The sequence below is a fragment of the Pedobacter sp. A2324 genome, assembly GCF_059693705.1.
Map to the genome: position 1 here is coordinate 485,559 of NZ_JCASSK010000004.1, position 12,908 is coordinate 498,466.

At 42.0% G+C, this 12,908-nt stretch carries 9 protein-coding genes; 1 reads left to right on the forward strand and 8 read right to left on the reverse strand.

All coding sequences use genetic code 11. The features are described 5' to 3' along the window. Positions 1-888: an SMP-30/gluconolactonase/LRE family protein gene (locus tag AC570I_RS14665; protein ID WP_497406019.1), complete on the forward strand. Its 888-nt coding sequence runs from the start codon at positions 1-3 to the stop codon at positions 886-888. An 11-nt stretch (positions 889-899) separates the two neighbouring features. Here the strand turns inward: AC570I_RS14665 and AC570I_RS14670 are convergent, their stop codons facing one another. The 8 genes from AC570I_RS14670 to AC570I_RS14705 all read right to left on the reverse strand — a co-directional run bounded on the left by AC570I_RS14670 (position 900) and on the right by AC570I_RS14705 (position 12,887). Next, positions 900-2,540, reverse strand: coding sequence for a TldD/PmbA family protein (locus AC570I_RS14670; RefSeq protein WP_497406020.1), 1,641 nt, complete (start codon positions 2,538-2,540; stop codon positions 900-902). 94 nt (positions 2,541-2,634) lie between these two features. Continuing rightward, complete coding sequence (locus AC570I_RS14675; protein ID WP_497406021.1) at positions 2,635-3,951, reverse strand: TldD/PmbA family protein; 1,317 nt, start codon at positions 3,949-3,951, stop codon at positions 2,635-2,637. Between the two features lie 2 nt (positions 3,952-3,953). After that, positions 3,954-5,588, reverse strand: a complete 1,635-nt coding sequence (locus tag AC570I_RS14680; protein ID WP_497406022.1) for a TldD/PmbA family protein — start codon at positions 5,586-5,588, stop codon at positions 3,954-3,956. Positions 5,589-5,680: 92 nt separating this feature from the next. Then, positions 5,681-7,462: a hypothetical protein gene (locus AC570I_RS14685; RefSeq protein ID WP_497406023.1), complete on the reverse strand. Its 1,782-nt coding sequence runs from the start codon at positions 7,460-7,462 to the stop codon at positions 5,681-5,683. 2 nt (positions 7,463-7,464) lie between these two features. Further along, positions 7,465-9,597, reverse strand: coding sequence for a hypothetical protein (locus tag AC570I_RS14690; RefSeq protein WP_497406024.1), 2,133 nt, complete (start codon positions 9,595-9,597; stop codon positions 7,465-7,467). Further along, positions 9,584-10,951 carry a BatA domain-containing protein gene (locus AC570I_RS14695; RefSeq protein WP_497406025.1) on the reverse strand — a complete coding sequence of 456 codons (1,368 nt, stop codon included), beginning with the start codon at positions 10,949-10,951 and terminating at the stop codon, positions 9,584-9,586. Before AC570I_RS14695 ends, AC570I_RS14690 begins: the two co-directional genes overlap by 14 nt. Positions 10,952-10,953: 2 nt before the next feature. Continuing rightward, the gene (locus tag AC570I_RS14700) at positions 10,954-11,841 is read right to left on the reverse strand and encodes a DUF58 domain-containing protein (RefSeq protein WP_497406026.1); all 888 of its coding nucleotides are present in this window, start codon (positions 11,839-11,841) and stop codon (positions 10,954-10,956) included. Then, entirely contained in the window at positions 11,841-12,887 is a 1,047-nt protein-coding gene (locus tag AC570I_RS14705; RefSeq protein WP_497406027.1) for an AAA family ATPase, read from the reverse strand. Before AC570I_RS14705 ends, AC570I_RS14700 begins: the two co-directional genes overlap by 1 nt. Positions 12,888-12,908: the final 21 nt, after the last annotated feature.

Genomic DNA, 12,908 nt, shown 5'->3' on the forward strand with positions numbered 1-12,908 from the left:
ATGAAAAAATATTTTCTCCTTTCATTCTTTATCTCATTTTCTTCAGTTGCTATCAGTCAGTCTACAGCTCCGGTTTTTGTTCAGGATAGTCTTAAGCTCATTTCTTCGCAGTTTAAATTTACAGAAGGAGCTTCTGTTGACAAGCAAGGTAATGTGTTGTTTACCGATCAGCCTAATGATAAAATCTGGAAATACGATACACAAGGCCAGCTCAGTTTATATATGGACAAATCGGGTAGGGCAAATGGTACGTACTTCGATAAAAAAGGCAATCTGATCGTTTGTGCGGATGAAAATAATGAGATATGGTCTATCGGCAAGGATAAGAAAGTAACCGTTTTGTTCTCCGATTTTGAAGGTAAAAAAGTAAACGGACCCAATGATATCTGGCTTGATGGAAAGGGCGGAATTTACTTTACTGATCCCTATTATCAACGCGATTACTGGACCAGGCAAAAGTCTGAACTTAACGGGGAAAAAGTCTATTATATTCCGAAAGGAAAGAAAACCGCATATGTAGTTGCCGAGGGCTTAACCAGGCCAAATGGTATTGTGGGTACACCTGATGGAAAATACCTTTATGTGGCCGACAGGGTGGCTGATGTGACGTACAGATATGATATCAACAAGGATGGATCCTTAAGTAACCGCCTGCTTCTTTTTAAGCAGGGCTCGGATGGAATGACATTGGATAGTAATGGTAATGTTTACATTACAGGAAAAGGGGTAGATATCTATAAATCAACAGGTGAAAAGATAGGGCATATAGATGTGCCGGAGAACTGGTGTGGGAATATATGCTTTGGAGGTAAAAACAGGAACATTCTGTTTATTACCGCGTCTAAGTCGCTCTACATGATACCGACAAATGCCCGGGGAGTAGAATAAGTAACAGGAAGTTAGCCTAACTTCCTTCCTGTATTAATTACGTTTACGCCGTTAAATCGCGTGGTGGCACTTCCGTGCGATACGGCACTTACCTGACCGGGTTGCCCTTTTCCATCAGAGAATGTTCCGCCTAAACGGTAGTCATTCTGATCGCAGCGCTGTACACATGAGTTCCAGAACTCCTGCGTATTTGCCTGATAAGCGGCGTCTTTGAACATCCCCACAATTTTACCTTCCTTTATCTCGTAAGCCAGTTGGGCGCTGAACTGAAAATTGTAGCGCTGCTGATCGATAGAGTAAGAATTTCGGCCAAACATATAGATGCCTTTCTCCACATTTTTAACCATATCGGCGGCACTTAGTGGTGCGTTTCCAGGCGCTAGAGAAACATTAGGCATTCTTTGAAACTGGATGCTGTCCCAGCTATCGGCATAACAACAACCCTGGGATGCTTTCAGTCCGAGGATATGCGCCTGATCGCGTATGGTTTGATAGTTAACCAAAATACCGTCCTTAATGATATCCCAGTTGCCACATTTAACCCCTTCATCGTCATAACCCACAGCACCTAAGGATCCTGGTTCCATTTTATCCGCCAGGATGTTAACTTCTTTGCTGCCAAAATTGAATTTTTTCGATTCCCATTTATCCAGGGTCAGGAAACTTGTCCCGGCATAGTTTGCTTCGTAGCCTAAAACACGGTCTAATTCTGTCGGGTGACCGACAGATTCGTGTATGGTTAGAAAAAGGTGAGAAGGGTCTAAAACCAAATCGTATTTTCCCGGAGCAACGGGTTTAGCTTTTAGCTTTTCATCGACGTGAACAGCTGCTTCGCGAACATCTTCGAGGATATCATAACGCTTTTTATACAGGGTTACCGGTCCGCCTTTAATTTTCTCTGTGTCTTTAGGATTTAAGTACTCAAATCCCATTCCCATTGGAGCACTTAATGCACTTCTGGTTTCAAATTTGCCGCTGGCTGAGTCCGTTTTTGTGAGGGTAAAAGTAGGCCAGATTCTATGAATATCCTGATCAATGTAAGACCCGTCTGTTGAGGCAAAATACTTTTGCTCATTGACCATGAATAGATTTGAATTGATGTATTTAGCACCGCCTTTCATGGCCTCATTGTTCACTTTCAGTAGCAGGTCGACCTTTTCTTTTATTGGAACCTCGAAGGCATTCACCTCTAATGGCGTTTTCCAGCTCACCTCACCGAACCCTTTTTGCGGGGCAAGTTGAACAGGCTCCTCCATGAGTTTGGAATTGCCTTTCGCGATAGCAACCGCCGCCGCTGCCGCTTTGGCAATGCTATCGTTATCGAGATTGTTTGTTGCCGCAAACCCCCAACTTCCGTTGGCAATTACCCGTACCCCCAAACCATAAGATTCAGCATTGGAAATATTTTCTACCCTGTTTTCTCTTGTGGCTACCACCTGATTCAAGTACCGTCCAATCCGAACATCTGCATAGGTTGCTCCTTTGCTTTTTGCAGCATTCAAGGCAACATCAGCCATTTTCTTTTTGAGGGCAACATCAACAGGTGTTAATGATTCTTCTACAGAAATTATTTTGCCAAATGCGGGTAAATTGGGCAGCATAGAGGTGCCCAGGCCCACGCCGGTCATGTATAAAAAATCTCTTCTTCTCAATTTTCGGTTTTTAAATTGTATGGTAAAAACGAGCAATCCAAACCTTGAGTTTAGATTGCTTCACTGCTTCGCCTCTCGATAATGATTCAATTAATTAAATCGCGTCAGACAGCGAAGTAAAGGTGAAATCTCTGATTTTCATTGGTGGGATCAACCCACTTCCGGTTCTCACAGGTTTACCTAGTGCTTCAACATTGTTTAACATAATCACCGGACTCTCGTTAAATCTGAAGTTTTTAATCGGGAACTTAATCTCACCATTTTCGATATAGAAAGTACCATCACGCGTTAAGCCAGTCAGTAGTAACGTTTGAGGATCAACAGAGCGGATATACCAGAAACGCGTAACGAGAATACCTTTTTCTGTACTTTTAATCAAATCTTCCAGCGATTGTGTTCCGCCTTCCATTACAATGCTTCTGCTGAACGGTACTGGCTGAACATTTTTCTGTGCGGCCCAGTAACGGGAATAAGAAAGGTTTTTAACCACACCTTTATCTACCCATTGTGTTCTTTTTAAAGGTAATCCATCGCCACTCCAGGTGGAAGAGGGCACTTCGGCGTTGAGGGGATCAGAGTAGATGTTTACATTTTCAGAAAAAAGCTGTTCGCCTAAACGCGTACCGCCACCATTTTTACTCATGAAACTTCTGCCTTCATCAGCACTACGGGCATCGAAACCCCTAAACATGTTGCCTAACATATCGCTGGCCGCAAGCGGCTCTAAAATGACAGTATATTTTCCTGGTTCAATGGCTTTTGCTCCTGCAGAACCATTGGCTTTGCCTGCTGCAATTTTACTCAGTGCCAGGGTATCCATTTTGGACAGGTCGTTAAAATCCTGCTCTACATATCCTGATCCCGTTCCCTGCTTATTTCTAACCGTAACAGAGAAAGAAACATTTGTGCCTTTATTGTATGCAAATAAACCTTTTGAGTTCATGATTGCATTAAAACTGGTAGAGTTTTCCAGAAAGCCGGCAGCATCTAATCCTGCTGCTTTGGATACACTTAAACTTTTTCCTACCATTTCCGCGCGGGTATCTGGTGTCATTGCCGCAGTATTCGCATTAAATGTTTTAGATTCATCAAAGGTGGCTGGCCCTAATAGTGGCATAAACTCAGGGTTCTCAGGAGCCAGCATCGCCAGCTCTTCCGCTCTGCGCACCACTTTTTCAAGTGAAGCATCATCAAACTCATTGATCGTTGCCGAACCTGTTTTCTTTCCATACGTTGAACTTACGCCCAAACTCATGGTACTGATTTGTCCTGCGGTTGAAACGGCATTACGGGCATAACGAATGTTTCCGCCATCCGAACCTCTTAAACTTACTTCGCAGAAATCGGCTTTTGAAAAGCCAACTACCTTTTTTAATATCGCCTGGGCTTCTTCTTTACTTAGTATAGCCATAATTATATCTTTCTTGCTGTATTAATAACATTAACTCCATTGAATCTTGCAGTTGAACTTCCGTGTGAAACGGCACTGCTTTGCGAAGGCTGACCTTTTCCATCGTTGAATGATCCACCTAAACGATAGTCACTTTCATCGCAAACCGCATTGCACGAATTCCAGAATTCCTGCGTGTTTGCCTGATACGAAACATCGTTTAACATACCTACGATTTTTCCTTCCCTGATTTCATAGAAAATCTGCCCTCCAAACTGGAAATTATAGCGTTGCTGGTCGATGGAAAAACTGCCATCGCCGATAATGTAAATGCCTTTTTCAACATTTTTAATCATATCATCAACGCTAAGCTTTTCTTTACCCGGCTGTAAGGAAACATTGGCCATACGCTGGAACTGAACATCGTCCCAGCCCTGAGAATAGCAGCATCCCTGTGATTCATTTAAACCAATGATGTGTGCCTGATCGCGAATGGCCTGGTAATTGACCAATACACCATCTTTGATTAAATCCCATTTCTTGCATTTTACGCCTTCATCATCATAGCCTACTGCGCCTAATGAGCCCACCTGGGTTTTATCGGCTACAATATTGACTTTATCACTGCCAAATTTAAATTTCTTTGATTCCCATTTATCCAAAGTAAGGAAACTGGTACCGGCATAGTTTGCTTCATAACCCAACACGCGGTCTAATTCAGTTGGGTGACCAACAGACTCGTGAATGGTTAACCAAAGGTGAGATGGATCCAACACGAGATCATATTTACCCGGTTCTACCGATTTTGCCTTAATTTTTTCTGATGCTACACGCGCGGCCTCTTTCACATCTTCAAGCATATCATAACGGCCTTTGTAGCGGGTTACAATACCACTTACTTTATCCTCCGGACGGGCGTGCATATACTCATAACCTTTACCCATGGGCGAACTTAAGGAGTTGCGGGTTTTAAACTGTCCCGAAGCCCGGTCTATTCTGGTGACATTAAAATTCGGATAAATCCTGTGTACATCCTGATCAATATAAGACCCATCTGTTGAGGCAAAATATTTTTGCTCATTCACGGCAAAAATTACCGAGTTGACGAAGTTCGCTCCGTTTTGCATGGCAACATCGTTCACGTTTAAAAGCAAATCTACCTTTTCCTTTACAGGTACTTCAAAGGCGTTGATTTCGATAGGTGTTTTCCAGCTCACCTCGCCGTAACCTTTTTGAGGTGCCAGTTGTACAGGCTCACCCTGGATCTTTGCATTTGCCTTTGCCACTGCAACCGCTTGTTCAGCACATTTGGCAACTGCATCTTTGCTTACATTATTTGTTGCGGCAAAACCCCAGCATCCATTGGCCAAAACGCGTATGCCCACACCATAAGATTCGGTATTGGCTACACCCTGCACACGCTTTTCGCGGGTGGCGACAAACTGGTTGAGGTAACGGCCAATGCGTATGTCGGCATACGATGCACCTTTTGATTTCGCAGCGTTGAGCGCTACATCGGCCAGTTCTTTCTTGATCTTAACATCAACACCCTCAAGTGCCTGTAAAGGATCTATGGGCGTTCCGAAGGCGGATAAGTCGGGAAGCATAAGCGCCCCAAAACCCATTCCTGATAAATAGAGGAAATCTTTTCTTTTCAATTGGTTCGGTTTAGGTGATTTACGATCTCAAGATAGCCATTAATGTGCTTAGATAGCCAATATATTTATAACATTTTAGTTTCAAACTGCAGTTAGGCTGAAAGGATTCTCGATTCGTACCATAAAAAGGCAGAAGCAAGTATAAATCCTGATAAAAACCACCATATTGAAACCTCTTTTTCTGAAAAGTTATTCGTTAGCGAGGTTTTTGTAGTGTGATGGTTTGCTTTGTTTGAAAGCTGTGAGGTTGAAATGATAGTTTGTTGATTTTTTAAAGCCAGCCAGTCTGTATTTTTATAAATAAAGAAAGTTTGAGTTGATTGGTTGACAGATAATGCCTTCCAGCCAGAGGTTTCTGGCCAAAAGGACGCCTGCCACTCAAACGGAAGCTCAATATTTTGCCCGGGTGCAAGCTTTACACCATTAACTTTTATTTGTGGCGCTTTACCCGATTCAGCTAAATCGACAATAAATTCTGTTTTCCCGTAAATTGATGGAAACTGCGGGAGTATTTGAACAGATTGAGCTTCATGTTTCTTTCTTGCTGCCGCTGATAAAACTGCAGACCAGTACCGAGTGTAATCTGTTATTCTACCGGATAGAATCCAGTTGAACGTTGAGGTGATTGAAGTGATGAGTATTTTTCCTGATCCCTGAAGGGTACTGCTCACTAAAGTTTTGCCGCTTCCATCAATAACCATAGGCTTATCATTCACAGTCGTCTTTAAAAATAAAGTCTGTTCCAGTGGAAGCTTGCCAAATTTGTAATCTTCGTCCTTTAACGATAGACTCAACTGTTTATCTTTCGAAGGAGGCAATTCAAACCTGCCAAATCTGGAGCTAAACGCAGAGGCAGGCTTTAGATCGGAAATTCTGATGAACAAACCCAATCCACCTTTAACGCCATCGTTTATGGCTGTTCTTTCGTCCGGTGCAATTGCTGCAAGTTCACCCTCATCTATGATTAAAACATCGAATTTTTTTAGGGAAGAGGCCGTGATCCGGTCGACGTTTAAACTATCTGTATTCAGGAAATCTGAGCTGTATTTATCTTTGCTGATCCTGGTCCGGAAAACCAGCGGATACTGGTTATCGAACAGCCATTTTTTCAAAAATTTATATTCAAAATCAGGATAGGAAGATAATATCAAAACTTTCATTTTGCCTTGTTCAGTCACAATAAAGGGTAGGGGCTCTTTAGCCAGGGTATCATTGTTCTGCAAACTAATCAACTCATAAACTGCCTTTCCAATTTGCTTTGGTTGGGTTTTGAATGAAAAAGGTTTGCTTGAATTTGGTGCAACTGAAACAGAATCAATTGAATTTCCCAGACCTTTAAGCAAAAGCTTTACACTTTCGCTACTGCTATTCTGATAAACTCCCTGAACCTGGAGTTGTTCGGTGGATTTGATTCTTCCTTGCCAGTCAGCTGAAATGATGCCGCCTGGTTTTGCAGCCGGATGGAAATTTATCCCGTAACCTGCTAAACCTTTCAAGTCTTGATCTGATAAACCGTAACCATAAATATTAAGTTTATTAATAGCCGGATGAGTGGCCAGGAAATAGGGTAGATCCTGAATCAGATTTGTTTTAACCCCCTTTATTGTAAAGGCCAGGGAATATTTCGTGCCGCTTATTTTTGTAACAGAATCAGGGTTTGTTCCTTTTGTAAGTAAGGTAATTTCATTTATGTTTTGGCTGGATGGGATGCGATACTTCACCGGAACAATCAAAAGGGCAAAACAAGTTACTGCCATCATGGAGGCAATAAGCCGCCAGATTAACCTTATCTTATCTGCTCTGGAAATCTCCTTGTATAACAAAAAGGAAAGCAGAATGAAGCTTAAAATGATAGCGATATATTTGAATTCCATGCCTATCTGCCTGCTTTGTTTAAGTTATTGAAATAGTTTTGATACAGGGCCGAAGCGGGAAGGGCACTTTGTATTTGTGGACTGGCCGTTTCACCTTTAATCATTTTTTGTATCGCTTTCTGGGCGATGTCGATATCTGAAACCTGTAAGCGGGTATTGCCTGACAATCGTCTCAAACTGGTCAAAGCATTTAAATAGGTTGTTGGGTTGTCGGCTGCGGCACCAATCATATACTTTTCAGTGTCGCTCAATAAAAAACGATCACCTTCAGTAAATTTCTTTCCTGACTTTCTACTTTCCAAAAGGGCCAGCGAAGCTTTTAACTGTACCATTCGCTGTTCCTTCCGTTCGGCCGACATTTTTTGAACAGGCTGCATAATCTTATCCAGTTCACCACTTAATCGTTTTTCGGGTTTTAGTGATGCGGTTTTGACTGTTGTTTTTGCCACGTAAGCCCTTGATTTTTGCTGAAGGTCTTTTAATAATCTTAGTGCCTTATATTCATAAGGCAAGGCTTCTTGTGGTTTATAAGTTCTCAAACGCAGTTCTGCATTCCACATTTCCGTTAAAACGGCTTTTAACTGTGCTTTCATTTCCGGTTCAAAAAACGTAGCATCTTCAGCAATATCATGTTTATGGGCGTACTTATCCATTATGGCGGTAACATCTCCAAATTTTTCAGGCTCCGCTGCATGCTCCGCATGTTCATCGTGATCGTCGTGGTCGCCGCCAATTTCAGTCTCATTTTCTTCGCCCAAAAACTGACCATAGCGAAGCCTTAGTAGTTTCTGGTCGATCCCCAGCTCGTTACTCCGGGTTTTGAAAGCCTCTGCAGATAAACCAGACTGTTCTTTTAACAACTTTTCTGTATCAATAATAATCTGCCGTTCACTTCTAAAATATTCCGGAACCAGGTTAACGCCGTTCGTCATACCAGCCATGCTCATGAGCTCGGTTGTATCTACAATTGAAACGAAATAAACGTCTGAACGACTGGATTGACCATGGTTGTCTATTGCCTTGATGAAAAAATAAAGTTCATCGCCAGGTTTCATACCTAAGCTTTTTAAATCGATTTCCTTGCCTAGAGCGATGTGCTTCTGGTTATTGAAACTGGTGTTGAAGCTTAACTTTTTTTCGGTAAAGCTTACACCTTCGCCTTTACCACTGGCCATAGTTGCTGAAATAAAAGCATCATTGATTCCATAGTCATCACTCAGGTTTAGTTTTAGATTAAACTTTTGCGGTTGACCGATATCGATTGTTGTACGCTGCTTTGGTTGTATGATCTTAATGTTTACCGGTAAATCGGGTATGACTTCCATTTGGTATAAATCTGACCTTCTGCCATCTATCTCCAGTTGATAGAAACCTGATTTCTCAATTGTCTTTGCAAAAGTCCACTTTGTAGCTTCGCGGTTTTGCGGTTTCAAAACAATTGTCTCCTTATCATTGAAAATAATCCTCAGTGTTTTCAGACTGATGTTTGTTTCGAATTGCCAGATTATTCGGGCACCTGTTTCTGCCTTGATGGTAAATTGCTTTTGTTTACGTTCAGGTTTACCGGTGTAGGCAGGGGGTATGATGGTAACGTCAAATGCAGAAACTTCTGCGGGGACTTTTTCCTTGATTATCGGTACCGGGTTTTGATTGGCGGAGGCCGTCTGATGTGCTTTGTGAATCTGGGGAATTTTTGTGATCCCGAAACTCATCAGCAAACCAGCCAATAGAATTGCTAAGCCTATATATAATTTTCTTAGCGGCTCTTTTTCGGGATTTATGGTATGGATTACTTTTTCGATTTTTGCCAGCTGTAATTGTTGCAGCATGGATAATCCTTCCGGATGTTGAAGCAGCAAATCGGCACTTTCCTCGAGTTCAGGATATTGATGATTGATGAATCTGGAAAAATCGCGATCTGAGCTTTTCCAGATAGGCTTAGCAACCAATAAAATGATCAGAATTATAGCCAGTACAATTACAAAGTACCAGGCAGCTAAATGAAGTACATGCACAAGAAATGCAGAAATTACCAATGCCATTGCCAGGCTAACCGCTAGTAAGCGAAGCAGATAAAGTGTTATCCACTTTTTCCTTAAGCGATGTATCCAGATTTGTCCCTCAGTTTTTGACATAAGCAATGGTTTTTTTTCTGAAAGATAAAATCCGCTCAATGGTAAAGAGCAGTAAAGCCAGCACCCAGTAAATATGGTTGACTGGTGCATTTGTAGTTTTTTGTACAGTGCCGGAAGCGGCATCACGTTTAACTACTGTTTGTTGTTCATCGGCCAATTGGCGCTGGTCTGCAGCATTATGCTTAAAACCAAAACCTTCCTGGTCTGGATCCTGAATCACAACAGGCATTAAAGCTTTTACAAATACCCCATTCCATACCAGTTGGTTCCATTGTGGATTAAAACGGCTAAAGAAATGATAGATATTCAGGTTACTTAATTGCTCATGACCCAAAATGGTATTGCCGAACCCATCAACCCAGATTTTATCAGGCGTTTCTGGTGATTGGATTCGTTTTGTTGAGGAAATACTTTCTCCCTCGATGCGGAGGAAAGAGGCCTCCGGAATTACCCTTCCTTTTTCATATTGGAATAGTGTGCCGTTATTTTCTATTGAAGATTTGAAATCACGAGAAACAGTTTCGTCAGAAAGCCAGAAGCCAATGTCGGCTTTACTTTCGGGATTTATTTCCAGCCGGCGGTTACTGAAGCCTGAAATGGCACGGAGTGCAGCAATCAGGTATTTGCTGTCGTTGTTGCCTGGGGGTTCATAAATTGCAATTTTTATAGCACTGGCGTCATTGTTTTTTACCCGGGTGTAAGTTGTATTTGAAGGATTTGATGTCGCTTCATATTTTATTCCTGCATAGTCGGCAATCCAGCTACTTGTCGTATCTGTTTCATTTAATGTCTTCCAGTTCAGGTTGTAATCAGTTTGAGGTATTCCCCTTTCAAGATTGGCAAGCCGGCGATCAGCAAAAAGCAAGACCTGGCTGCCTGACGGCAGAACGTCATTCAGCTGATTGAGCAAATGGCTATAACTTAGTGAAGTAACTGTTGAATGCTGAGTATCTGCTGTATCCTTCAAATTTAGCGTGGCAAATGCCGTATTAAATTCATGAAGTTCATAACCCCGATTGATCAATGAATCGATCATTCTGCGGTTATTTTTGTAAACCTGAAGTAGATTAGATTTTTGAACCAAAATCCAGCCACCATTCTTTATTGGTAAAGTTTTTTTAATTACTGGCTGTGCGAGGATAAAGGCAATAATGATCAAAAGTAAACACCGCAAAATGAGTAATAACCAATCGTTGATCCTGAAGCTTCTCGAGCTCGCGCTTGAACGTTCTCCTAAAAGCGCAATGCTTCCGATTTTTAATGTCTTTCCCTGCTTGATATTCCACAGGTGGATAATCAGCGGAACAATTAAGCCTGCCAGCGCCAGTAAACCTATGGGATATAAAAACTGCACAGTTAAATTCTAAGTTTGCTTCTTTGTTTTAAAAAATCTCTCAATGCCTGATCCAGCGGCTCATCAGTACAAATCGTTCTGTAAAATATTCTTCTATCCAGCATTTTAGTTCTGGTTTCAGCTAAGTAGTTTGCGAGTTTGGTTTTGTATTCCTTTCTGGCTTTAGACTGGTCAATCTGTATGGTTTCTCCCGTTTCCAGATCCTCAAAAGAGGTGTAGCCTTTAAAATCAAGCTCGAGTTCGTTTCTGGAAACCACATGGAAAACCACAATTTCGTGGCGAAGGGTATTTAAAGTATCCAGCAGATTAATGATTTCATCATCAGTTTGGTATAAATCAGTCACAAAAACAAATAGTTCCCGTTTTTGTGCACCTGCAAAAAGTTCTTTGTAGTGAATGGGTTTGGTGAATGTTCCATCAGGATGAATGGTTTCCAGTTGGTAAAACAACCTTGCCAGATGCTGAAAATCCTGTCTTGGTGTCAGGGAGAAAATACCCGAGTTTTTCAGCACATATAAACCAATGGCATCGCCCTGTAAGTTTGCCAGGTATGCCAATGATGCACCAAGATATCTGGCGTAGTCAATTTTAGTGAAATCACCATCGCTGTGATTCATGGAGGCACTTGCATCGATTACAATCCTGATCGCAATGCTTGTTTCCACTTCTGATTCGCGAATGTAATAGCGGTCGGACCGGGCAAACATTTTCCAGTCCAGCGAACGCAGGTCATCGCCCGGCTGATAGCTACGGTATTGGCTAAACTCCAATCCGGCACCTTTTATAGTGCTTTTATTAATGCCACTCATAAAGCCATCGATTGTCATTTTAGCTGACAAGCTCAGTTCTTTAATCGCCATTAAAACTTTCGGATCGAGTAGTTTACTCATTAAATATTTGCTTTGGGTTTTGAAATAGCTTTAATCAGTTCACTGGTAACCTGATCTGAAGAAACATTTTCAGCTTCTGCTTTAAAGTTCATCAACACCCTATGGCGCAATACCGGGTAGGCCATGGTTTGTAAATCTTCCAGAATCACGGCATACCTGCCTTTAAATAAAGCCCTTGCTTTGGCGGTTAAGATTAAAGCCTGACCTGCACGCGGCCCTGCTCCCCAACGCACCCACTCTTTAACAAAGGTTACAGCAGTGGTATCAGGCCTGGTGGCGCGGATCAGTTCACTGGTATAGCTAACCAGATCATCGCTGATGCTTACTTCTCTGGTTATGGCTTGTAATTCTTTTATTTCTTCAGCCCCGATAACGGGATTGATTACTGCTTTTTTACTTCCGGTTGTGCTGCTTAAAATTTGCGTTTCTTCGGCTGCCGTTGGATAGCCAATTTTAATATATAGCAGAAAACGGTCTAGCTGCGCTTCAGGCAAAGGATAGGTTCCAGCCTGCTCTATCGGGTTCTGGGTAGCCAGAATAAAGAATGGCCGCTCTAAGGGATATGTTTGTCCGCCGTAAGTTACTTCAAACTCCTGCATCGCTTCCAGTAACGCAGACTGCGTTTTGGGGGGCGTTCTGTTTACCTCATCTGCCAGTACAATGTTTGCAAACAAAGGCCCTTTGTTAAATTTAAAGAACCGCTTGCCGGTGACATGGTCTTCTTCCAGAATTTCCGTACCCACAATGTCGGTAGGCATGAGGTCGGGTGTAAACTGGATTCTGCGGAACGATAAATCGAGCGCCTGCGACATGGTGCGTACCATTAAAGTTTTTGCCAATCCAGGTACGCCTTCCAGCAAACAGTGTCCACCGGCCATTAAGGCAATCAGCATTTCTTCAATAATTTCATCCTGCCCAACAATTACTTTCTGTATTTCGCTTTTTAACAGGGAGATTTTACCAATCAATAATTTTAAGTTACTTTCTGTACGTTCCAAAACTTTAATTTTTTTAATTGTGCGGTATTGTGCCTCAATATAGGTCATAAACACAACCTTTTTTTATCT

What these genes read in the sequence shown, in the direction of transcription:
- AC570I_RS14665 (WP_497406019.1), top strand. Translation starts at nt 1, where the DNA reads ATGAAAAAATATTTTCTCCTTTCATTCTTTATCTCATTTTCTTCAGTT.
- AC570I_RS14690 (WP_497406024.1), bottom strand. Translation starts at nt 9,597, where the DNA reads ATGTCAAAAACTGAGGGACAAATCTGGATACATCGCTTAAGGAAAAAG.
- AC570I_RS14705 (WP_497406027.1), bottom strand. Translation starts at nt 12,887, where the DNA reads ATGACCTATATTGAGGCACAATACCGCACAATTAAAAAAATTAAAGTT.
- AC570I_RS14700 (WP_497406026.1), bottom strand. Translation starts at nt 11,841, where the DNA reads ATGAGTAAACTACTCGATCCGAAAGTTTTAATGGCGATTAAAGAACTG.
- AC570I_RS14675 (WP_497406021.1), bottom strand. Translation starts at nt 3,951, where the DNA reads ATGGCTATACTAAGTAAAGAAGAAGCCCAGGCGATATTAAAAAAGGTA.
- AC570I_RS14685 (WP_497406023.1), bottom strand. Translation starts at nt 7,462, where the DNA reads ATGGAATTCAAATATATCGCTATCATTTTAAGCTTCATTCTGCTTTCC.